The organism is Lacrimispora sp. 38-1, from assembly GCF_049890855.1.
Taxonomy (GTDB): domain Bacteria; phylum Bacillota; class Clostridia; order Lachnospirales; family Lachnospiraceae; genus Lacrimispora.
The window spans coordinates 49137-73440 of sequence record NZ_JBANEW010000032.1 but is presented as its reverse complement, the minus strand read 5'-3'; the positions used below and the strand labels follow the sequence as shown (position 1 = coordinate 73440).

Genomic DNA, 24304 nt, shown 5'->3' with positions numbered 1-24304 from the left:
CTGGGCTAATCACCTGCTTTGCAGTTTATATATAAATTTGTGCCAGGATTGTTCTCTGGCCAATTTATTTTCCCCTTTTTATCATGCTGATTGAAATAGTATCTCTTATAATATTAGGTTCTAAGTGGTATGTTTGTCCGGCATTTGGGCTCTGTCTGACTGAACCTTGCGTTCTTCCGGTGTATAAGGGGGAATCCGGCGCTGATTTGTACGTTCGGTGCAGAAATCGCGGACATTAATTTCACCTGCATAGAATCTGTGAAATTCTTCTCTTGCTGGTATGGTTGGTTTTTGAAATGATTTCATATTGAATGGTTCTCCTTTTCGCTTTTCGTCTGCCGGCAGTTAACAGGTCAGATTATCATGAAACAGGAGAGAAGAACGATTGATAATAAAAAGGGGAGTTTTTAGAAGATTGTATTTTTAATTAAAGTTGTTGTTAGCGTGTGTACAAATAATAACACCGTGTAGACATAGTGTCAACAATATTTTTGATTATTTTAATTAAAATTCGACATTTAAGATTTAAGATTTACTATTGACTTCATAAAGTGTTGGTGTTATGATTGTTAAAGAACGTATGTTCGAAATAGAGGGAAGATTAAAAATTATTAATTACGGGGTAATAGTATAATAAAATTAAAGTTGGTATATTGTATATGTTAAGGTGCGGGAAGCTAATGTGTGTAGTAACTGAGTTCTATAAAAAGAGCAGAAAATATCATGTAAAACTCCGTCTGTCTGATTAAACTATATACAGAACAGGAGGATTAAGAATATGAATAATGTATCAGCTTATACCATGAATCTAGAAGGCACAAATTATGAAACGGGTTACCAGATGGGCAGGATTATGGGAGAGATTCCTCAACTAAAAGCACTCCATACCCAATCGGTGGAAGGTTTTGGAACAGATGATTTCAAGGAGGCACAGAAACTGTTTGATCAATGGTGCCCCGGACTAACTGAGGAAATTCAAGGATTTGCAGACGCATTGCAGGTGAATGCAGATCAAATTTTCTTCTATGGAATGACTTATCTGCTGCCCCGCTGCAGCCATATGGCATTGCTGCCATCTATAACAGCAGAACATAAGCCGCTTCTTGCCCGAAACTATGAGTTTCATCATGAAGCCGAAGATTTCTGTCTTGTGAAAACTAAAATAAAAGGAAAGTATGCACATATTGGCACCAGTGTACTATTCTTCGGCAGAGATGATGGTATTAATGAACATGGGCTGGCGGTGACTATGAGTTCCTGTGGATTTCCCGTTGGTGCAATGCCGTATATGAGGGAACCCAGGATTAGAGGTCTTCAGTTCTGGGCAGTTATTCGCGCCTTATTGGAGAATTGTAAAGATGTAAGTGATGGTCTTCAGTATATCAGGAATATTCCCATCGCCTATAACTTAAATTTAATACTTCTTGATCAGGCTGGAAATACCGCTCTGGTAGAGACAGTGGATGGAAGACTGGCATTTAAAAAGCTGGATGCTGACTCATCCCAACAGTTTTTACACGCTACCAATCACCCGGTATTACCTGAATTGGTACCTTATGAGCCCAAAGCATTTGTCCACTCAGCAAAGCGTTATGATTATATTACAAAAACCCTGACTGGCGCTTCTGGGATAACAAGTGATCAGTTAAAAAATATGCTTTTATCAAAATATCCGGAGGGATTATGCACCCATTATTATGAAGAATATTTTGGCACCACTAAGAGCATGATCTTATCTCCGTCAGATAAATCCATCGATATCTGCTGGGGCGGAAGAAAAGAGAATGGCTGGGAACGCTTTCTGGTAAGCGATGATATGAAAGAAACGGTCAGGGAAATCGGATTAAATTTTGAAAAAGCAGATCCGGTTATTTATACTTATCAGCCGATAAATTAAAAAGGAGAGAAATTTGACATGGACTACCGGAAGTCGCTGGAACGGGCAGTGATTTATATAGAAGCCAATTTAAGAGAAGACATTCGTGTAGAAGATGTGGCCAGGGCTGCCGGTTACTCTTACTATCACCTTAACCGGCAGTTCGTTTCTCTACTGGGTGAAACAATAGGAAGTTACATTAAAAAACGCCGCCTGGCCGATGGAGCAAAGCGTTTGTTATATACAGATGAGAGAATCATCGATATTGCTGTAGACAGTGGTTTCGAGTCATCAGAAGCATTCAGCCGGGCTTTTAAATCAATATATCGGGTAAGCCCGCAGACATATCGCATTAATCGGCTGGATGCTTATGTGGGAGCAAAAGAACGATTAGATCAGGGACTTTTACAGCATCTGATTTCTAACGTAACCGTTCATCCCAAAATTGCAACCATACCTGAGATTAAAGTAGCAGGGATTCGGGGTGAAACGACACTGTCCGATATAAAACTAAGAGATCTTTGGAATAATGCAAACCGAATGTATCATAAAATTCCGAATCTGGTGGAGGGAGGCAGAGGTTTTGGAATCTGCGAAGCCTGCAATGAAAACACACTTTATACTATGAATGACTGGGTTTTATTTACGGAGGTTGCAGGCTATGAAGTACATTCTTTTGAAGGCTTGCCACCGCAATTTGTCAGAAAGGTTCTGCCTGCAGGAAAGTATGCCGTGTTCACTCACAGGGGAAGCTTAAGTATGCTGCCTCAGACGTTTGAATATATATGGGGAACCTGGTTTTTAACAACCGAAGAGGAATTGGACTGGCGGGAGGACTTTGAACTCTATGATAACAGATTTCTGGGCTACGATCACCCAGATACTGAAGTAGATCTTTATATTCCAGTTCGATAACAGTGGTGGTTTTGTGGTATGAATCATAGCTGTTTGCAAAATTCCTGCGGTTCCCTTATGATTGCAGATATAAAACTATTAATTGATTTGGGATAAGAAAGGTATCATTATGATTACAAAACAAAATCTGAAACAAAATCTAGAAGTAATGGGAATAGAGCCTAATGATACTTTACTGGTGCACTCATCCATGAAGGCAATCGGAGAGGTTGAAGGTGGAGCGGATACCGTACTGGATGTCTTTATGGAATACCTGTCTGAAGGTCTTCTAATACTGCCCACTCATACATGGTTTTCCATGTCAGAATATCATAATGTATTTGATCCCAGAATAGAGCCCGCCTGTGTCGGGATTTTACCTAATCTTTTCATGAAACGGAACGGTGTGCTTCGTTCGCTTCATCCGACTCATAGTGTAGCTGTATACGGAAAGGATAGCGAAGCATTTATTGAAGGAGAAGAAAGCCGAACAACGCCCTGCCCTCCAGGGGGGTGCTATGATCGTTTAAAAGAAAGAAACGGTAAAATTCTGCTTCTTGGAGTGGGGCATGAGAGAAATACCTTTATTCACTGTGTGGAAGAACATTTAGATGTGCCGGATCGACTGACTAAGGAGCCCACATATTTTAAGATCATTATGCCTGACGGTCAGATAAAGCCATCCTTTATGCACCGCCATAATAATTCTGTCACGGATCATATCTCAGAAAATTACACAAAACTGGAACAGGCTTTCTATGATAGAGGTGCAGCTGCTAAGACAACTTTTGGGGATGCGGTCTGCATTTTATGTAATGCGAAAGCAATTTTTGATGTGACAAAAGATGTATTATCTCACCAAATCAATTGTATTATTGAATTGGACACAATTCCTAAGGAGTGGTGGATGAAAAAATAAGTCCTTGAGTTATTTCCTGCCTTTTTGGGACAGGGGATGGCTCTTGTTTTTTATAGGGGATTGATCTGGTTTATACAAAGCTGTGACAGAGTGTGTCACGCGAATTTCATAAATAGTGATTGAAACCCAGAAAAGATTGGTTATAATATTATATAGACAGGCAGAGTGGAGGAGGAAAATTGTTATGGAAATAGCTGGGTTGGATAAATACTGTCATACCGACGTATCATCAAAAAAAGCGGGAGCACAAGCATTTAGAAATGAAGTATTGAATTGGAAATTAAAAATCATGGAAAAGATTAATGCGGATTTAGAGAATGACCGCAAAGGTAGTATCAATATGTCTGAAAAAAACTGGAATGCTTTCATGAATAGAGTGGATGGCACAGTGAAGACAGCTAGCCAAAATGTAAAAACAGATGTTAAAGCTGATTATTCCAGACCAGTTGAGGAAGATAAACGACTTTGTGAAGATTATTTTATGCAAAATTTAAAAGAGAAGGAAAAATTACAATTAAATGTACTTCAATATTTTCAAAGGTATTATAGAAAGGATTTATAAACTACTGGGAGTAAGAGAAACGATAATACGGATAAAACCGAAACCAAAGAGCCACTTGATAAATCCACTGGGGAATGGTATACTGTAGCAGTCTGTAGGATTTGAAAATAAGGTGGTTAAAGCATATCTCAGGCGTAATTGTGTCAAAGTTATGTCAACACCTGATTTTTAGTACCCGAAAGACAATAATAAGGCCGTGATATTCCTTTTAAAATCAAGGATTTTCACAACAAAGACCGGTGTGTTCGTGACCTTCCACACCTAAAACAAAACTAGAGGAGAAAAAAATATGAATCACAAATCATCAGTGAAAACTCATTTCATGGTTTTTTCTGCAGTTATTGCTGCAATCTACACGGTGCTGACCATGGCATTTGCCCCCATTAGCTTCGGACCAGTCCAGTTTCGTGTTTCGGAAATGCTTTGTATCCTTCCCTACTTTACCCCAGCTGCAATTCCCGGATTATTTATCGGTTGTTTTCTGTCTAATCTCCTGTGCGGCGCAGCGGCACTTGATGTGATTTTTGGCAGTCTGGCCACTTTGATTGGTGCGGTTGGAGCCTACAAACTCCGGGGTAATAAATGGCTGGTATGTATACCGCCTATTTTGTCCAATGTTGTTATTATTCCATGGGTTCTTCGTTATGCTTATGGCTCACCGGATATGATCTGGTATGCGATGGTCACGGTTGGCATTGGGGAGATTCTTGCAATTGGAGTATTGGGTAATATATTGCTGGGTGTTCTTAACAGGTATAAATATCTTATATTTGATCGTTTCTTTTCAGAAACAGTCTGATAAAAGATCACAGATTTAGAAACTCCTGACCCAGATAAAGTCAGGAGTTTTTGTATATATTTTCTATTTCATTCGTTAGTTACATGTGATAAAATATAATTATCTAAAACAATGTTATGTAACCGAAATGTAACCGCTTTTTTATATAATAAATTTACAAATGAAAGACTATGGTGAAGGGATGACAGTTGGAAGAATGAGTGTGGTTCGTAATTCAGACAGGTATTTTACAATAGCGGTAGATGAATTTGAAGATAATAGTATAAAAGGGATTTTATTTCATGAAAGCGGCTCTGGCGGAATATTATTTGAAAGCCTCCTGGAGATGTTTTTTAATATGGATCGGATATTTGATCAGCTGGGCTGTCCGAAGCAGACGGTTCAACGGCGGCAGTTTTCTGGAATAGAAGATCTTACTCCCGAAATAAAAAAAAGCAGTGAAAATGAAAGACCTGGAAAATTAGCGACCTTTTATGTTTTTGTACAGTATCGGTATTATGCAAGCTGGCAGGGGAATATAAGGTGGATTGAAGGCGATGTGAAGACACCTTTTGAAAGTGAACTTGAACTGATTCTTGCCATGTACCTGCTTTTGACCGGTAATGACAGAAAAGAGCAGGTTAATAACATTATGACTACCTGCCATGTGGCAATTGATACCTACCATTCCGGAAAGTTTACAGGAAATTACCAGAATATACCGTCTGAGACATTAGAGCAGCAGGTGGAGCCGGTGGATCTTGCAAAGTCTCTTGGTACATTTATGGAATATGAACTGAAAAATGACGATATACCCAAGTACGGGCTGAATTATGGACAGCTGATATCCAGTGATGCATGTACGCTCTGCAGAAGAGGGGGGAAGATTGCTTCTTTCTCTATTAAAGTGCTATTTCACGAACACGCAACCTGGCAGGGAATTATTTACTGGAGAGAGGGCAGACAGCAGCAGCTGTTTAGAAGTTATAAGGAAATGCTTTATTTGATTGCTTCGGTAGCAGAGGCTTCGGCTGGAAACGATGGTTTTAGAGAACTTCTGCCTGTTCGAGCAGGACTTGCATTATCCGGAACATAATTTCCGTGTCATAAAGTGCACTTTACAGGTCATAGAATCTGTAAGGTGCATTTTTATATAACATGAAAAACACTTCAGCTGCAAACGGGGCGTCTCACCCTGAGGCAAGGTCCCAGTTTGGATTCCCGGGTAGATTTTCTTCCATTTTTCTTATATAATAAAGAAGAAAGCGGTTGACTTTATAAGAAAAAAGCAGTAAAAGTAAGTGGAAGTAACCGTTACATAAATAAAACAATAAATTAAGGATGGATAAAGCATGTATCAGATTGATTTTCATAAACCACAGGCAGTTCATTTTATCGGTATTGGAGGAATCAGCATGAGCGGTCTGGCTGAGATTCTCATGGATGAGGGATTTACAGTAACCGGATCAGATTCACATGAATCGGAACTGACGCATCACCTGGAAGCAAAAGGTGCAAAGATTGCGTATGGACAGTGTGCGGAGAATATTACAGAAGGAATCGATGTGGTGGTTTATACGGCTGCGGTACATTCTGATAATCCCGAGCTGATATCTGCAAGAGAAAAGGGACTGCCCATTCTCAGCAGGGCAGAGCTGCTTGGTCAGATGATGAAGAATTATGAGAATGCGATTGCGATTTCGGGAACTCACGGGAAAACAACGACAACCTCTATGATTACAGAGGTTCTTCTCTGTGCAGATGCGGACCCCACTATTTCAGTAGGAGGAATTTTAAACTCCATAGGGGGGAATATACGTGTGGGAGGTCCGGAACTTTTTGTGACCGAAGCCTGTGAATATACTAATAGTTTTCTGTCCTTTTATCCGACTGTTGAGATTATTTTAAATATAGAGGCAGATCATCTTGATTTCTTTAAAGATATCAAGGATATTCGTAACTCTTTCCGGCTGTTTGCCCAGAAGCTTCCTAAGGATGGACTGCTGGTGATTAATAACGACATTGAAAATATCGAGGAGATCGTACGTGATCTTCCCTGTAAGGTAATTACGTTTGGAAAGAAAGCCGGAAGCAGGTACCAGGCGGAGACCATTGAGTTTGATGATCTGGCAAGAGCCACCTATGATTTAAAGATCGATGGTACTGTCGTGGATAAGGTCACCCTTGGAGTACCCGGAGAACACAATGTGTATAATTCCCTGGCAGCTGCCGCCGTTTGCGCGGAGCTTGGAATTTCACTGGATCAGGTAAAAAAAGGGCTAAAACATTTTACAGGTACCAACAGGCGCTTTGAAAAGAAGGGAGAACTGGGAGGTGTTACCATCATTGATGATTATGCCCATCATCCCCAGGAGATCCGTGCAACCCTGAATACAGCGAAGCATTATCCCCATAAAAAACTGTGGGTTGTTTTCCAACCCCATACTTATACACGTACAAAGGCATTTCTTGAGGAATTTGCAGATGCACTGTCTCTGGCAGATGAGGTAGTTCTGGCAGAAATTTATGCAGCAAGAGAAACCGATAATCTGGGGATCAGCTCTGCAGATATCGTGGATAGAATAGAGAAAAAAGGTGTAAAAGCGCATTATATCACCTCGTTTGATGAGATTGAAACATTTATTTTAGAAAATTGTATACACGGTGATTTGTTGATAACTATGGGTGCCGGAGATATTGTAAAAGTGGGAGAAAAGCTGTTGGGCTTATAGTTATCCACATTATCCACATAGTTTTCAACATTTTATGTTAAGAAACTATGTGGATTTTTTAATTTACATAAATTATAGTCTCACAATTTAAAAAATCTCGGTTTTATCAGCAATTCAACAGGATGATAGTGGATAAACCAAGATTATGTATACTTAGTTTCCACATTATCCACAATATCCACAATTGATTTAGTGGATAACTGCCCCTATTTTCTTTTGGAAAGACCTGTGGTATGATAGGAACATGATAAAAAGGTGAGGTTATGGCGGTGAATTTTAAGAGCAGTTTTAAGATCAATGGTACGATAATATCCAATCAATTTATAGATGATTTTATGGCTTCGGCGAATGGTGAATACATAAAAGAATATCTGTTTCTGATGCGTCATGAAGGGGAAGAGGTAACCGTATCTGCGATCGCCGATGCCTTAAACCATACAGAGGCCGATGTGATGCGTGCCTTATCTTACTGGAAAAAGGCTGGGGTACTGGGCGAGGAGGCCATTTCAAAGCAGCAGGTTACTTCTGCGGTATCGGAGACTGCATGTTCCGTACGCCCTGCAGCGGAAGAGAAAAAGGAGAAACCTGTGGAATCCGCAGGCCGTAAATCCTACACTCCTGATCAGATCAGCGGGCTGGCAGGAGATGAGGATTTTTCACAGCTGCTTTATATTGCCCAGAAATATATGAACAAAGTTTTTACTCAGAGAGAATGTGAGGTATTTGCTTATCTTTATGATGGGCTTCATATGCCTGCAGAGCTTTTAGAATATGTGGTTGAGTATTGTGTACAGGGCGGACATACCAGCATTCGGTATATTGAGACGGTAGCCATCAGCTGGCACGAAAAGGGTATTAAGACGGTAGATGATGCGAAGAATAATGCACTTACTTTTTCTAAGGATTCCTTTGCCGTCATGAGGGCGTTTGGACTGAGTGACCGCAATCCCGGCGACTCAGAGCGGGAGTACATGGATAAATGGTTCCGTACTTACGGATTTACCAAAGAGCTGGTTATGGAGGCCTGCAGCCGCACTCTGACAGCGACACATTCCCCCAGTTTCCCGTATACGGATAAGATTATAGAAGGCTGGAAGAAAGCCGGAGCCCGTACAATGGAAGACATTCGCAGGCTGGACGAGCAGCATGCGGACCGGAAAAAGGCTGGAAGCGATAAAGGCCAAAAGACAGCAGTAGAATATAAGCAGGCAGCAGGCACAAAGGGAAGAAGCGGGCAGAACCAGTTTCAGAATTTCCCTCAACGGGAGATTGATTATGATGCCCTTATTCTTGGACAGCTGACAGAGCTTAAGTAACGGTAGATAAGCACAACAGGAACGGAGGTAATTATGGCACTGAGCAATTCACAATATGATGCCATCATGCGGGCTTACGGGCAGCAGCAGTTAAAGAACCGGCATGAACAGGAAAAGCGGATTGCACAAGTTTATAATAAGATACCTGTGATAAAGGAACTTGATGATTCCATCAGCACCAGAGCAGTCGTCTGCGCCCGAAGACTTTTGGACGGAGATAAGGAAGCTTTAAAAGAGCTGAGAGATGAAATTGCAGATCTGCGGGAACAGAAGACGGTTCTTTTAAAGTCCTACGGTTATCCGGCAGATTTTATGGAGATGCAGTACTTATGTAAGGACTGTAAAGATACCGGGTATGCTAAGGGAGTTAAGTGTCACTGCTTCCGTCAGTCAGAGATGAAATATTTATACGCACAGTCCAATATTGAACAGATCATTGCTGTTGAGAATTTTGATACATTTTCCTATGAATATTTTGATGATACCAGAGTAATTCCAGTTTTAAACAGGACAGTGAAACAGTATATGATACAGGTAACGGATACCTGTAAAAATTTTATTAAAAATCTATCCAAAGACCATGGTAATCTGCTGTTTACAGGACCGACAGGAGTTGGGAAGACTTTTTTAACAAACTGTATAGCCAAAGAGCTGATCGATAAATTTTACTCCGTGATCTATTTATCTGCCAATGACCTCTTTGAAGTATTTTCAAAAAACCGGTTTGATTATCAGGATGAGGATGATATGAAAGGAATGTATCAGTACATTCTGGACTGCGATCTTTTAATCATCGATGATCTGGGAACAGAGTTAAATAACAGCTTTACCTCTTCCGAACTTTTTTACTGCATTAATGAACGGCTTAATTCTTCAAAGTCCACAATTATATCCACCAATCATCCGATCAATGAACTGAGAGACCGGTATACGGAGCGTGTTACCTCCAGGCTGATCAGCCGCTATACCGTGATTCCTCTTTACGGAGATGATATCAGGATCAGGAAAAAACTATCCGATTAACTTGACTATTTTCGCGCATAATGTTATAAAAGAACCGTTGCATTGCATAAGGACACGTTGGAGGAGAAACAAATGCTTTACGAAGAGAAAACGATAGAAACCATTCCGGTTGGACCATTGGGCTTAATTCCTTTAAAAAGCTGCAAGGAACTGGGAGAAAAAGTGAATGATTACCTGGTAGCATGGAGACAGGATCGGGAAAGTGAACATAAATCTACCATCGCTTTTTCCGGTTATCAGAGAGATACTTACATCATTGGAGCCAGTACCCCCAGATTTGGAACCGGAGAGGCGAAAGGAACCCTGCAGCAGTCAGTGCGGGGCGATGATCTTTATATCATGGTTGACGTGTGCAACTACAGTCTGACCTATTCTCTGTGCGGGATGACCAACCACATGTCCCCTGATGATCATTTTCAGGATTTAAAGCGTGTGATCGCAGCATCTGCAGGCAAACCAAGACGTATTAATGTGATCATGCCTTTCTTATATGAGAGCCGTCAGCATAAGCGTTCCAGAAGAGAATCTCTTGACTGTGCTTTGGCGCTTCGTGAGCTTGTGAATATGGGTGTGGAAAACATTATTACCTTTGATGCCCATGATCCCAGAGTGCAGAATGCCATTCCTTTAAAAGGTTTTGAGACTGTTCAGCCAATTTACCAGTTTATTAAATACTTATTAAAGGAAGAGAAGGAACTGGATATTGACAGCGAGCATATGATGGTAATCAGCCCGGACGAAGGCGGGATGGGACGTGCAGTATTCTTTGCCAATGTACTGGGACTTGATATGGGTATGTTCTACAAGCGGCGTGATTATACCCAGATTATAAATGGTCGTAACCCAATCGTTGCTCATGAATTTTTGGGAAGCAGCGTGGAAGGCAAAGATGTAATCATTGTTGATGACATGATCTCCTCTGGCGAAAGTATGCTTGACGTTGCAAAAGAGCTGAAGCGGAGAAAGGCCAGAAAAGTATTTGTATGCGCTACGTTCGGACTCTTTACCAACGGTCTTGCAAAGTTTGATGAATATTATGAAAATGGTTTAATCGACAGGATTTTAACCACCAATCTGGTATACCAGACACCGGATCTTCTGTCCAGACCTTATTATATCAATGTTGATATGAGCAAATACATTGCCCTTATAATTGACAATTTAAACCATGATGCTTCCCTGAGCGGTCTGCTCAATCCAACTACCAGAATCAACCGTCTGCTGGAGCGTTACCGTGCCGGAGACCGTTAATATATGGAGGGGGGACTATGGAGCGATTAACAAAAGAAAAATTAGTTTTAGCGGGTCTGACAGTATTCTCCATGTTTTTTGGGGCGGGAAATCTGATATTCCCACCCTTTTTGGGGGCATCAGCAGGAACAGCTTCCTGGATTGCAGTGGCAGGTTTTGCAGTAACCGCAATTGGCTTTCCTGTGTTAGGAGTCGTAGCAGTAGCCCAGTCCGGCGGACTGGATAAGCTGGCGGGACGGGTTCACCCGAAATTTGCTTTTATTTTTACCTTTCTAATTTATTTATCCATCGGACCATGCCTTGCCATTCCCAGAACTGCAAGCACGTCCTTTGAAATGGCAGTAGTTCCTTTTCTAAAGGAGGGGAGCTCAAGCGGGCTGATGCAGTTTTTGTACTCAGTGGTGTTTTTTTCCATTGCATTTGTAATAGCTTTAAAACCTGATAAGCTGACCGACCGTCTGGGTAAGATTCTGACCCCCATACTTTTGGTTCTGATAGCAGTGATCTTTGCAGGGTGTATCATTCACCCGGCAGGGGTATATGGACAGCCTTCAGAGGCATATCAGAAGGCACCGTTTATCAAAGGCTTTCTGGAAGGCTATATGACCATGGACACCATTGCAGCTTTAAATTTCGGCATTATTATATCGCTTAATATTAAAGCTATGGGTGTAAAAAAAGAAACGGATGTGGTCAGGGAGACCATTCGGGCCGGTTTTTTCGCAGGTGGAATCCTTTTACTGGTCTACAGTGCCTTATCTCATGTAGGAGCAGTGACGGGCGGCGCATTCGGTACAGCTGAGAATGGTGCTCAGACCCTAAACCAGGCGGTACAGTTCTTATATGGAAAAGCCGGTCTTGTTCTGCTTGCGGTTGTTTTTTTCATCGCATGCCTGAATACCTGCATCGGTCTGATCAGCTGCTGCAGCAAGTATTTCTGTACCATTATACCAAAGGTAGGATACCGGACGTGGGCTTTTTTATTCGCCCTGGTCAGTCTGATTATTTCCAATGCAGGACTTAATAAGATACTGGAGATATCAGTTCCGGTTTTAAATGCTCTTTATCCGGTTTCCATTGTACTGATTATACTTTCTTTCGCATTTCGCGATGGGAAACGCTGGAGAGCGGTCTATGTCTGTACCATGGGCTTAACCGGAATTACAGGAGTGCTTCTGGCATTGGAACAGGCAGGAGCTAGATTTTTACATGCCCTGCTTATAAAGCTTCCGTTTTATACGGCGGGACTTGGCTGGATTTTTCCTTCAGCTTTTGGCATTGTAATCGGAGCCATAATCGGAGTTATAACCGGGTCAGTTAAGACCTGTGATAAATAGAAAATCCCTGAGAGAGATTAAAACCTCTTTCAGGGATTTTCTTATATTTCGATTAAATGATAAGGCATTAAGTTGGCAGTCATCATCTGAGCCTCCCGCTGGTGGCAGGTGAAAATAATAATCTGATTGGTATAAGTAGCTGACAGCCATTTTAAACCGGTCTTAAGTCTGTCGTCATCATAAAGGACAAAGCTGTCATCGAAGATAAAGGGCATCTTTTCATCGCCTGTCTGAATTAAGGTAGCAGCAGCCAGACGAAGCGCCAGATAAACCTGGTCCATTGTTCCGCTGCTGACCTGCTCTAAAGGAACCAGCTTGGTTTTGGTATTTAAAAAGATATTCAGGTTTTCATCTACGCTCATGCTGGTGTAGATCCCGCCTGTGATTCCGGCTATTAAATCAGAGGCTGCCTTATTTAAGTAAAGTCCGAAAGAGTCCCGTATGGATGAAGATAAGTTGGTCATGGTTTCCAGTGCTAAGTCTACAGCAGAGATTTCTTCCCGTATACGGTCATTTTCAGCAAGAATGTGCTTCAGCCCTTCCGCCTGAGTCTTACAGCCGGAGAGATGATCCAGCTTCTTTTCCAGCTCCCACTGGCTTTTTTGCTGCGTTTCAATGGTCACTCCGCAGCCTTCCAGCTTTTTATTCAGTTCTTCAATCTCAGCAGCTTTCTGACTGATGGCATCTTCCGATTTGGAGACAGCAGAACAGAGCCGGGTGAATTCTGCCATGCGGTTCTGGAACGCCTGTATGGCATCCGGTGAAATGTCTGTATCCCCTAAGTGCCTGGACAGGATCTCCTGAAGTATCTTGCCGCTCATTTCCATATCCTTCAGGTGATGGCGAAGTCTTAGAAATAGGATTAAGCCGATCAGATAGAAAATAAGAGCGCCGCTCACGAAAATACTCAGAAGCAGAATGAGATCAACTCCGTAATACGCGGAGAAATAATTAGATTCCCCCATATAGTAAATAATACCGGTGCTGCAAAGCAAAAGTGTTGCAATAATTAATGAAAAAGCGGAGGCAATCTTTCTTGGCCTGCGGTTACAGGCTGCCTCGGCCTCCATGTAATCATCATAATGTTCCTTTGCCTTCTGTGAATAAAATTGAATCGATTCGTGATCGGTAAACTGGTTGCTTGTGAGAACCTGCCGGCCTTTTGCCACTTTTTTGATCAGCTCTTCCTTTTCCGCCTGCCGTTCTTCCAAATCAGTCTTCATATCCACGCGGAGCTTCTGATAGGTCTGAATCTGGTTTTCATACTCAGGGGCTGAAATCTCCTTTTCTATATTGCGGATTTCACTTAATAACGAGGTATAGGTGCGGGCTGCTTCCGGCACCATCTGGGCCTCCAGCTCTTTTCTCTGGGACTTTAAGCAGGCGGCGGCTTTGGTGATGTTAAGTGCGAGATTGCCCGTTGTATTTAAGTTTGCAATATAGTTTTTCAGCTCTGTTACCATGCCTTCATCAGTGGCACTTTTTAACTGGCCGATGCTGATGGTGTTGACGTAGGAGGTCTCGCTTAATCCGCACAGAAGATCATCTAAAAACGCTTTCGTGGGCTCGATTTCTCGTCCTGCCGTTTCATCTACCACTTTAAACTCTTTTTTGTTCTTCTGAAAGGTGCGTTCGATGCGGTAGGTATGTTCCTTATGTTCCACGCGGATCTGGCCTTCGTAGGTCCCGCTGTTTTCCCATGGTTCAAAACGGGAGTAGAGATCATTTCTGGAAGCTCTGCCTCTTTGCCGTTCGATTCCAAAGAGCATGCTGCGGATAAACGTATGGATTGTGGATTTTCCAGCCTCATTTTTTCCGTAAACAATGTTGATTCCATCATGAAACGTTAAGTTCCTGCCATGGAATTTCCCAAATCCATTGATGTAGATGTCCAGTATTTTCATGGGTCAGCTCCTTTCATCCGTAGTACGAAGCAAAGCATTGATTCCGTAATAAAGCGCTTTCTTCTCCACCCCGCTCATCTCAGGCTTCTGAAGTGCCTGAATAAAGAAGCCGATCATGTCGCTTGGGTGTTCAGCAAAGAGAGCGGAGAAATTATATTGTGGTTCCGATTCGTCAATGATTTCCAGAATTTTAAAGCGGGCAGACAACATATCCAAATCAAAAGTAATATCAGGATCTCTCATACCCCGTATGCGAAACCGGTAAATGTTATCTCCGCCACGGTTCTGAATTTCCTGGGTGATTTTCATGGCAAGTTCTGTATTCGTGGTGGCAGGGGTAACATTGACTGCAAGAGAGATGTACTGAAGCCTTGCGAGAGGAATGAATTTTAATGAAGTTACCATACGGGTCACCTCATTGATCTCTCCTACCATAATGCCGTGAGGACCGGATTCTGTTTTGTCCAGAGGTTCCAGAGAACCCGCAAATGCCATACGGTTTTCAATAAGAATCTCAGGGCGGTGAATGTGTCCCATGGCAATGTAGGAAAAGTCAAGATTTGACATGGCGCCTTTATCAAAGGGGATATGATTGGCATCTCCTCCGTGACCTAAAAGAACGTGAATTCTTCCGTTGTTAGGCACTTTCAAGTGGTCAAGGCGGTTTTCCGGTATTTCAACAGAGTGATAGCTGAAGCCGTAGACTTCCGTATTGATCTCTTTAAAATAAACGCTTTCCAGCTCTTCTCCCATGATATAAGTCACGTTTGGAGCCCAGGTAAAGCTTAAAAGGGCGGAGTTATTACGGATTCGGTCATGATTTCCGGCAATGATGACCACACGCACTCCCGGAATGGTTGAAAATAAATAATTAACCTCTTTTAAATCTCTGGCAAGGGGCTGGCGGTGAAAAAGATCACCGGAAATAAAAAGACAGTCAGCTTCCAGAGTCTTAGCCTGGTTTACGGCCTTTGAAAAGGTGTCCTTTATATCCTGGAAACGTTCCCGGCTCCAGGGTTTATCGCTGTCAGGGCTCATGCCCCAGTGAACATCTGCAATATGTATGAATTTCATCGTCAATACCTCGCTTGTACAGCACTGCATGAAAGAACCTGATGCCTGCTGTACGTATTCCTCTTTCATAGACTTGGAACCACATATAAAAGAAATTCCAAACTCCCTTCATACATGGTTCCCGTATAAAGAGGCTGTCTGATTTATTGGCAGCAGCCTCAGCGGCTTATAATTCGCAGTTGTTAACGGTTCTCGGGAATGGAACGACGTCGCGGATATTGGCCATGCCGGTTAAATACATGACGCAGCGTTCAAATCCAAGTCCGAATCCCGCATGGCGGGTAGAACCGTATTTTCTTAAGTCAAGGTAGAAATCATAATCTTCTTTCTTAAGTCCAAGCTCATCCATACGTGCGGTAAGCTTGTCTAAGTTATCTTCTCTCTGGCTTCCGCCTATGATCTCACCGATTCCGGGAACCAGGCAGTCAACAGCGGCAACGGTTTTGTTATCCGGGTTCATCTTCATGTAAAATGCCTTGATTTCCTTTGGATAATCAGTAACAAATACCGGTTTTTTAAAGAGCTGTTCTGTTAAATAGCGTTCATGCTCTGTCTGTAAGTCACAGCCCCAGAATACTTTATAATCAAATTCTTCATTGTGCTTCTCTAAAAGTTCAACCGCTTCCGTATAAGTCACATGAGCGAATTCAGAATTTAGTACATGATTCAGCCTGTCTAACAGTTCCTTGTCCACAAACTGGTTAAAGAAGTTCATCTCTTCCGGAGCATGCTCAAGAACGTAACGGATCACATATTTTAGCATGGATTCAGCCAGTTCCATATCATCCTGCAGGTCAGCAAATGCCATCTCCGGCTCAATCATCCAGAATTCAGCAGCGTGCCGGGTTGTATTGGAGTTTTCAGCACGGAAAGTAGGACCAAAGGTATAGACATTCCGGAAGGCCATCGCATAGGTCTCGGCGTTCAGCTGTCCGCTTACGGTTAAATTGGTAGGTTTTCCGAAGAAATCCTGGGTAAAGTCCACAGCACCCTCCTGGGTCATGGGAATATTCTTTAAATCCAAGGTTGTAACCTGGAACATCTCTCCGGCACCTTCACAGTCACTTCCTGTGATGAGCGGGGTGTGTACATAGACAAAATCCCTCTCCTGGAAGAACTGATGGATGGCATAGGCAATGAGAGAACGCACCCGGAATACTGCCTGAAACGTATTCGTTCTGGGACGCAGATGAGAGATGGTTCTTAAATATTCAAAGGAATGACGCTTTTTCTGAAGAGGATAATCCGGAGCAGAGGAACCTTCAATGTCGATTTTTGCGGCCTGTATCTCAAAAGGCTGTTTGGCTTCCGGTGTCGGAACAAGGGTACCGGTGACGATAATTGCAGCGCCTACGTTCAGCTTTGATATGTCTGAAAAGTTCTCCATTGTGTCATGATATACGATCTGAAGGGTATCAAAATAGCTTCCGTCATTTAAGACGATGAAACCGAAGGTTTTGGAATCCCTCAAGCTTCTCACCCAGCCCCCGATTGTAACTTCCTTGTTAAGAAATGAATCTTTGTCTCTATATATTTGTCTTACTGTGGTTAAATCCATAATAGCTTCTCCTTTTACATGTTCGCATACTTAATAAGATTATACTGTATTTTCAGCCTCGATTCAAGGGGGAGGGGAGCAAAAACGCCGGATAAATGCTAAAATGTAAAAGAAATGACAAAAGCATGAAAAATGTCGGAAAATGCACAAAAAATTATCACAATAATTCAAAAATTTGTTCACTATTCTACGAATGTGTGGTATAATGCTAGTACAATAAATATCAACAGCAAGAGGTGATAACGTGATTAAAAAAGAGATGATTGCCATGCTTCTTGCGGGCGGTCAGGGCAGCCGTTTAGGTGTACTGACGCAGAAGGTGGCAAAACCCGCAGTATCCTTTGGCGGAAAATACCGTATCATCGATTTTCCGCTCAGCAATTGCATCAATTCAGGAGTCGATACAGTAGGGGTCCTGACTCAGTATCAGCCATTGCGTTTAAACACTCATATCGGGATAGGTATCCCGTGGGATTTAGACCGTAACGTTGGCGGTGTCACGATTCTGCCTCCATATGAAAGAAGCAAGGGGAGTGACTGGTATACCGGTACAGCCAATGCCATCTATCAGAACCTGGAGTATATGGAAACCTATAATCCGGATTACGTTCTTATCCTTTCAGGGGATCATATTTATAAGATGGATTATGAAGTTATGCTGGAGTATCACAAAGCAAATAATGCTGATATCACTATTGCTGCCATGCCGGTCCCTATTGAAGAGGCCAGCCGGTTTGGAATTCTGATAACCGATGAGAATAACCGGATTACAGAATTCGAGGAAAAACCCGCCAATCCCAGAAGCAATCTTGCTTCCATGGGTATCTACATATTCAGCTGGAAGATTTTAAAGGAAGCTTTAATCCGCATGTCGGATGTTCCTGGCTGTGATTTTGGCAAACATATTATTCCTTACTGCTTCGAATCGGGAAACAGGGTGTTTGCTTACGAGTATAACGGCTATTGGAAGGATGTAGGTACCTTAAGTTCTTACTGGGAAGCAAATATGGAGCTGATCGATATCATTCCGGAGTTTAATCTTTATGAAGAGTACTGGAAGATTTATACGAAGAGTGATATTATTCCGCCCCAGTATGTAGCAGAAGAGGCTGTTATTGACCGTAGTATCATCGGAGAAGGAACTGAGATCTGGGGAGAGGTTCATAACTCCGTCATCGGTGCCGGTGTAGTAATCAAATCAGGAGCTGTAATCGAAGATTCCATTATCATGAGAGAATGTGTGATAGGGGAGAACACCAGGATCAATAAAGCAATCATCGCTGAGAATGTTATCATCGGTGCGGATTGTGAACTGGGAGCAGGTGACTTTGCGCCAAGCAAGTATGATCCAAAGGTCTATCAGTTTGACCTGGTGACTATCGGAGAAAATTCCGTCATACCAGATAAAGTAAAGGTGGGAAAGAACACAGCAATTGTTGGAGAGACCAGGCCGGAGGATTATCCCGATGGGGAGTTGACAGGCGGTGACTACATCATAAAGGCAGGTGGTATGAGATGAGAGCTATAGGAATTGTATTAGCAGGCGGAAACAGCAAAAGAATGAGGGAATTATCCAATAAAAGGGCCATTGCCGCTATGCCCATAGCAGGGAACTACCGCAGCATTGATTTTGCACTCAGTAATATGACAAACTCCCATATTCAGAATGTGGCGGTGCTTACCCAGTATAATTCCAGATCTCTTCATCTGCATTTAAGCTCGTCAAAGTGGTGGGATTTCGGAAGAAAGCAGGGAGGCTTGTATGTATTTACTCCCACCATTACAGCAGAAAGCAGCGACTGGTACAGGGGAACTGCCGACGCCCTTTATCAGAATCTGATATTCTTAAAAAACAGCCATGAGCCATATGTGGTTATCGCTGCAGGGGATGGAATCTATAAGCTGGATTATGGAAAAGTCCTGGAATATCATATTGAAAAGAAGGCTGATATTACCGTTGTCTGTACGGAACTTCCGGCAGGGGAAGATACGACCCGCTTCGGAATTGTGAAAACCAATGACGATGGGAGAATTACAGATTTTGAAGAGAAGCCTATGGTTGCCTCCTCCAATACGGTTTCCTGCGGTATCTATGTGATTCGCAGACGCCAGCTGATTGAGTTAATTGAGCGGTGTGCCATGGAAGACCGGTATGATTTCGTTAGTGACATTCTCGTCCGCTATCGGAATCTGAAGAGAATCTATGCCTACCGTATGAATACTTACTGGAGAAACATTGCTTCTGTGGAGTCCTATTATAATACCAATATGGACTTTTTAAAACCAGAGGTCAGGGATTATTTCTTCCGGCAGTATCCGGATGTTTATTCTAAAATTGACGACCTGCCACCAGCTAAGTATAATCCTGGAGCTGCTGTGAAGAACAGTCTGATATCCAGCGGAAGTATTGTCAATGGAGTAGTTGAAAACTCCGTATTATTTAAAAAGGCATACATCGGCAACAACTGTGTCATCAGGAATTCCATCATTTTAAATGATGTTTATATAGGAGACAATACGGTTATAGAAAACTGTATTGTGGAAAGCCGGGATACAATCCGGGCCAATACCACCTATATAGGAACGCCAGACAATGTAAAAATTGTCATAGAAAAAAACGAAAGATACACATTATAGGAAATGTGACGGGAAGGGGCTTTAACATGCAGATTACAGACGTAAGAGTTAGACGCATCGAAAAAGAGGGTAAGATGAAAGCAATTGTATCCATAACACTGGACAATGAATTTGTGATTCATGATATTAAGGTAATTGAAGGAGAGAAAGGCCTGTTTATTGCCATGCCAAGCCGCAAGGCTGCAGACGGGGAATACCGGGATATTGCACATCCTATTAATTCCGGAACCCGGGATATGATCCAGAGAGTAATTTTGGATAAGTATGAGACCACAGCGCTTGAGATGCCGGAGGTTGCAGCAGCATTTGCTTAAGTAACTATAGAATTTTTAAACCGCAGACCGGTTTTATCCGGCTGCGGATTTTTTTTTCCTATAAAATCAATGAGATACAGGATTTACACCGGACTTCCTGTAAACTATAATAGAAAGTAACAATTTTTGGAAAGGCAGATTAATTATGGCTGTTAAGCATGTTAGACGGCGAAGAACTTCGCAGACAACTGTTATAGACAGCAGGAGGAGAGGAAATGTCAGTAAAGAAGGAAATGGTATTATACTATTGCCCGGAAAAGGACAGTCAGAAAGGGAATGACACCAGGATTGCCAGGTTAAAGGCAGTTCTCGTTCGAATGGGAATCCGTATTAAGAATATTTCTCCGGATCAGACAGACCAGAAGATAGGCTGGCTGGCAGGACTCGACGGATTCGGGGAACAGCCCGCACAAGAATGTCCGGTTGTAGAGGAAGAGGTTCTGATAATGAAGAATTTCTCCAGCAGGCGGATTGATGAACTTCTGATGAATTTAAAGCGGTCAGGGGTATCAAAAATAGCCTTAAAGGCTGTGATAACAGATACCAACTCAAAATGGAGTTTCTATGAATTGTATCAGGAACTAAAAAAAGAGCATGAGACCATGTCTGGCAAAGAAGAGTCATGAAACGAATTATTACGTACTATTTAAAGCCCTATTATCTACGGATGACAGTGGGCTTTTTCATTAAATTTTCTGGAACACTGATGGATCTCTTTCTTCCCTGGACACTGGCCCGCATGATTGATGTAGTAATTCCGTCTGGAAAGAAAGAAGAGATTTTTATGTGGGGAATATTCATGTTTGTATGTTCTGTGCTGGCGGTGACATTAAGTATTATTGCAAACCGTATGGCTGCGAGAGTGGCAAGTGATTCCATATTTACCATCCGTGAAGATCTGTTCCGGAAAGTGATGGTTCTTTCGAACCGGCAGGCAGATGAAATAACCAGACCCTCCCTGATCTCCAGGCTTACCAGCGATACTTATCATGTTCATCAGATGATTGGGAGAATTCAGAGGCTTGGGGTCCGGGCACCCATTTTACTGGTGGGTGGAATTATTATGACGCTATTACTGGATCCGGTTCTGGCCTGTATTCTTTTAGCTGTTCTTCCCCTTCTTACAGCCGTGGTTATTACCGTTTCAAAAAAAAGTATACCGCTGTTTACTCAGCTGCAGGAAAACGTGGATGGATTTGTAAGGCTTATTCGGGAAGATATAGCCGGAATTCGTGTGATTAAAGCACTTTCTAAAGAGGACTTTGAACGGAACCGGTTTGATAAAAGCAATCGGGATGTGGTGGACTGGGAAAAACGTGCAACGGTCACAACAGCCATAACCAACCCCGCCATGAACTTATTTCTTAATATGGGTCTGGTATGCGTGGTGGTTGCAGGGGCATACCGGGTTAATGCAGGGCTGTCCAAAGTGGGTACTATACTGGCATTCATGACTTACTTTACAATTATTTTAAATGCGCTGATGTCTATTTCCAGGATGTTCGTTATTGCATCAAAGGCAGCAGCGTCTGCGGAGAGGATCGACAGGATCCTGGAAAGTGAGGATGAGACGTCTTTTCAGCTTGCACCTGTTTTAGAAGAGGAGGAAAAAGAGGACTCATTTCTGGAATTTGACCATATTTCCTTTTCCTATGACGGCACCGGGAATCATTTAAGAGATATCACTTTTAAGCTGGGAAAAGGAGAAACGCTGGGTATTATAGGAGCAACCGGTTCTGGGAAATCTACAGTGGTGAATCTGCTTATGAGGTATTACGATCCGGATGAGGGCGTTATTCGCATGAATGGACGGGATATCCGAACTATGAGTCTTAAAGAATTAAGGTCCGGGTTTGGAACGGTTTTTCAAAATGATGTGATATTTGAAGAATCCATATTGGAAAATATCCGAATGGGAAGAAATATTTCTGAGCAGGAGGCAGTTGCAGCAGCAGGATTTGCAAGGGCACTTGATTTTATCGGTGAGAAAGGAGGGATTTTAGAATCATTAAATATCCGGGGTGCAAATTTAAGCGGAGGTCAGAAGCAGAGAATCCTGATAGCCAGGGCTCTTGCCGCCCAACCTGAAATTCTGATACTTGACGATTCTTCCAGTGCTCTGGACTACAAAACGGATTCTCTGTTAAGAAAAGAATTAAGGGAGAATTTTTCCTATACTACCTGCATACTCATCGCCCAGAGAGTGAGCTCTGTTATGAACTTAAATCAGATTCTGGTACTGGAAGACGGTGCTGCTATTGGTATGGGAACTCATGAGGAATTGATGAAAACCTGTGAAGGCTACCGGGAAATTTTTATTTCCCAGATGGGAGCGGAAAGGGGAGAAAACGGATGAAGGACTTACACAAAAGCACAATAAAACGCCTGCTGCCTTATCTTATGAAGTACCGGTTTCTGCTCCTTCTTGCTTTTGTTATGACAATAGCCGGCAATCTGCTTGCACTGTTGGGACCGCTGCTTTCCGGCTATGCTGTTGATGCGATAGAACCTGGAAAAGGACTGGTAAATTTCCCGCGCGTGTTTCAATATGCAGGCCTAATGGCAGTATTCTATCTGGCATCCTCCGTCCTGTCTTATATCCTGTCGGTATTGATGATCACCATCAGCCGTAAGGTGGTATATGAGATGCGCAAGGATGTGTTTGACCGGATGCTCAGCCTGCCTGCCGGATATTATGACACCCACCAGACAGGAGATATTATAAGCCGGATATCTTATGATATTGATACGGTGAATGAATCACTTTCCAGTGACTTAATTCAGATTCTTACCACTCTGGTGACGGTTGTGGGAGCTCTTTATATGATGGTAATTATCTCCCCCAGACTGGTGCTGGTATTCGCAATAACGGTGCCCTTATCAGGTCTGATGACCAGATTTATCACAAGCCGCACACGTCCTTTATTTCGGGCACGGTCGAAAAGTCTTGGAGCGCTCAATGGCTTCGTGGAAGAGAAGGTGACGGGGCAGAAAACCATTAAAGCCTATTGTGAGGAAGAAGAGGTAATCAGTAAATTCTCCATCCGGAACAGAGAGGCAGTGGAAAGCTACTACAAATCAGAATATTATGGAAGCATGACAGGACCCATGGTAAATTTCATTAACAATTTATCCCTGACCTTAATCAGCATATTTGGAGCGTTCCTTTATCTGACCGGTTCCATGACAGTGGGACAGATTTCCTCATTTGTTCTTTATTCAAGAAAGTTTTCCGGTCCCATTAATGAAGCGGCAAATATCATGAATGATCTTCAGTCTGCTCTTGCTGCAGCAGAGAGGGTGTTTAAGCTTATAGATGAAATTCCGGAGCAGGAAGACAGAAGAGATGCGGTAGTGCTTTCTGACTTAAATCACCCGGTCAGAGGCTGTGTGGAGATCTTTCATGTGAATTTCGGATATGAACCTGGAAAACCCATACTGCAGGATTTATCCTTAAAAGCGGAGCCTGGAAGGCTGATTGCAATAGTGGGTCCCACAGGAGCGGGTAAAACAACAATCATAAATCTTCTGATGCGCTTCTACGATGTGAATGGAGGCAAAATTTTAATTGATGGGCTGGATATAAGAGATGTCACAAGGGAGAGCCTTCGAAAGGCCTTTTCCATGGTATTACAGGAAACCTGGCTTTTTCAGGGAACAATCTATGAAAATCTGGCTTATGGTAAAGAAGGCGCAACTTTGGAGGAAGTGATGGAAGCGGCTAAGGCTGCACGGATTCATTCTTTTATCGAACAGCTGCCGAATGGTTATGATACCATTTTAAAAGAAGATGGAACTAATATTTCTAAGGGACAGAAGCAGCTTTTAACCATTGCAAGAGCCATGCTCCTGGACTCCAAAATACTGATTCTGGACGAAGCAACATCTAATGTGGACACAAGAACTGAAATCCGCATACAGCAGGCCATGCGCCGCCTGATGGCTGGAAAAACCTGTTTTGTGATTGCACACCGTCTTTCTACCATTCAGAATGCGGATTTAATAGCGGTTATACATCAGGGCGAAGTTGCGGAACAGGGAACTCATCAGAGTCTGATGGAAAAACGGGGCAGATATTATGAAATGGTTATGGCACAATATGATTCATAAAAAGGGAGCGGACGACTTA

At 42.5% G+C, this 24304-nt stretch carries 21 protein-coding genes; 17 read left to right on the top strand and 4 right to left on the bottom strand.

Features of this window, described 5'->3' with window-relative positions; genetic code table 11:
• Positions 1–120 precede the first annotated feature (120 nt).
• Complete coding sequence (locus V7D18_RS07490) at positions 121–306, bottom strand: hypothetical protein (RefSeq protein ID WP_426152977.1); 186 nt, start codon at positions 304–306, stop codon at positions 121–123.
• 472 nt (positions 307–778) lie between these two features.
• On the opposite strand from V7D18_RS07490, the gene V7D18_RS07485 reads away from it, so the two are divergent.
• The 11 genes from V7D18_RS07485 (at position 779) to brnQ (ending at position 12688) form a co-directional block, all read left to right on the top strand.
• Positions 779–1897: a C45 family autoproteolytic acyltransferase/hydolase gene (locus tag V7D18_RS07485; protein WP_426152975.1), complete on the top strand. Its 1119-nt coding sequence runs from the start codon at positions 779–781 to the stop codon at positions 1895–1897.
• Positions 1898–1915: 18 nt separating this feature from the next.
• Positions 1916–2791 carry an effector binding domain-containing protein gene (locus V7D18_RS07480; protein ID WP_426152973.1) on the top strand — a complete coding sequence of 292 codons (876 nt, stop codon included), beginning with the start codon at positions 1916–1918 and terminating at the stop codon, positions 2789–2791.
• Between the two features lie 109 nt (positions 2792–2900).
• Entirely contained in the window at positions 2901–3689 is a 789-nt protein-coding gene (locus V7D18_RS07475; RefSeq protein ID WP_426152971.1) for an AAC(3) family N-acetyltransferase, read from the top strand.
• Between the two features lie 184 nt (positions 3690–3873).
• Positions 3874–4251 carry a hypothetical protein gene (locus tag V7D18_RS07470; protein WP_426152969.1) on the top strand — a complete coding sequence of 126 codons (378 nt, stop codon included), beginning with the start codon at positions 3874–3876 and terminating at the stop codon, positions 4249–4251.
• 289 nt (positions 4252–4540) lie between these two features.
• On the top strand, positions 4541–5050 hold the full coding sequence (locus V7D18_RS07465; RefSeq protein WP_426152967.1) for a QueT transporter family protein: 510 nt from the start codon (positions 4541–4543) through the stop codon (positions 5048–5050).
• Between the two features lie 181 nt (positions 5051–5231).
• Positions 5232–6125: a hypothetical protein gene (locus tag V7D18_RS07460; protein WP_426152965.1), complete on the top strand. Its 894-nt coding sequence runs from the start codon at positions 5232–5234 to the stop codon at positions 6123–6125.
• Between the two features lie 256 nt (positions 6126–6381).
• Positions 6382–7761, top strand: coding sequence for a UDP-N-acetylmuramate--L-alanine ligase (murC, locus tag V7D18_RS07455; RefSeq protein WP_426152963.1), 1380 nt, complete (start codon positions 6382–6384; stop codon positions 7759–7761).
• A 263-nt stretch (positions 7762–8024) separates the two neighbouring features.
• Positions 8025–9077, top strand: a complete 1053-nt coding sequence (locus V7D18_RS07450; RefSeq protein ID WP_426152961.1) for a DnaD domain protein — start codon at positions 8025–8027, stop codon at positions 9075–9077.
• A gap of 33 nt (positions 9078–9110) precedes the next feature.
• Entirely contained in the window at positions 9111–10100 is a 990-nt protein-coding gene (locus V7D18_RS07445; protein ID WP_426152959.1) for an ATP-binding protein, read from the top strand.
• A 72-nt stretch (positions 10101–10172) separates the two neighbouring features.
• Positions 10173–11351 carry a ribose-phosphate pyrophosphokinase gene (locus V7D18_RS07440; protein WP_288827435.1) on the top strand — a complete coding sequence of 393 codons (1179 nt, stop codon included), beginning with the start codon at positions 10173–10175 and terminating at the stop codon, positions 11349–11351.
• 17 nt (positions 11352–11368) lie between these two features.
• The gene (brnQ, locus tag V7D18_RS07435; RefSeq protein ID WP_426152957.1) at positions 11369–12688 is read left to right on the top strand and encodes a branched-chain amino acid transport system II carrier protein; all 1320 of its coding nucleotides are present in this window, start codon (positions 11369–11371) and stop codon (positions 12686–12688) included.
• 41 nt (positions 12689–12729) lie between these two features.
• Here brnQ and V7D18_RS07430 read toward each other — a convergent pair whose 3' ends face one another.
• The 3 genes from V7D18_RS07430 to asnS form a co-directional block, all read right to left on the bottom strand.
• Complete coding sequence (locus tag V7D18_RS07430) at positions 12730–14592, bottom strand: ATP-binding protein (protein ID WP_426152955.1); 1863 nt, start codon at positions 14590–14592, stop codon at positions 12730–12732.
• 3 nt (positions 14593–14595) lie between these two features.
• A complete protein-coding gene (locus tag V7D18_RS07425) occupies positions 14596–15666 on the bottom strand; it encodes a metallophosphoesterase family protein (protein WP_426153110.1) in 1071 nt (356 codons plus the stop codon).
• Between the two features lie 166 nt (positions 15667–15832).
• Positions 15833–17224 carry an asparagine--tRNA ligase gene (gene asnS / locus V7D18_RS07420; RefSeq protein WP_426152953.1) on the bottom strand — a complete coding sequence of 464 codons (1392 nt, stop codon included), beginning with the start codon at positions 17222–17224 and terminating at the stop codon, positions 15833–15835.
• A gap of 244 nt (positions 17225–17468) precedes the next feature.
• Here asnS and V7D18_RS07415 point away from each other — a divergent pair, with 244 nt between their 5' ends.
• From V7D18_RS07415 to V7D18_RS07390, 6 genes are all read left to right on the top strand, one after another.
• A complete protein-coding gene (locus tag V7D18_RS07415; protein ID WP_426152952.1) occupies positions 17469–18743 on the top strand; it encodes a glucose-1-phosphate adenylyltransferase in 1275 nt (424 codons plus the stop codon).
• Positions 18740–19861: a glucose-1-phosphate adenylyltransferase subunit GlgD gene (gene glgD, locus V7D18_RS07410; RefSeq protein WP_426152950.1), complete on the top strand. Its 1122-nt coding sequence runs from the start codon at positions 18740–18742 to the stop codon at positions 19859–19861. The genes V7D18_RS07415 and glgD overlap by 4 nt, the downstream gene beginning before the upstream one ends.
• A 26-nt stretch (positions 19862–19887) precedes the next feature.
• Positions 19888–20175: a septation regulator SpoVG gene (gene spoVG / locus V7D18_RS07405; protein WP_104439707.1), complete on the top strand. Its 288-nt coding sequence runs from the start codon at positions 19888–19890 to the stop codon at positions 20173–20175.
• Positions 20176–20390: 215 nt separating this feature from the next.
• A complete protein-coding gene (locus V7D18_RS07400; protein WP_426152947.1) occupies positions 20391–20801 on the top strand; it encodes a DUF3783 domain-containing protein in 411 nt (136 codons plus the stop codon).
• Positions 20798–22531, top strand: coding sequence for an ABC transporter ATP-binding protein (locus V7D18_RS07395; protein WP_426152945.1), 1734 nt, complete (start codon positions 20798–20800; stop codon positions 22529–22531). Before V7D18_RS07400 ends, V7D18_RS07395 begins: the two co-directional genes overlap by 4 nt.
• On the top strand, positions 22528–24285 hold the full coding sequence (locus V7D18_RS07390) for an ABC transporter ATP-binding protein (protein WP_426152943.1): 1758 nt from the start codon (positions 22528–22530) through the stop codon (positions 24283–24285). Before V7D18_RS07395 ends, V7D18_RS07390 begins: the two co-directional genes overlap by 4 nt.
• The last annotated feature ends 19 nt before the right edge of the window (positions 24286–24304 follow it).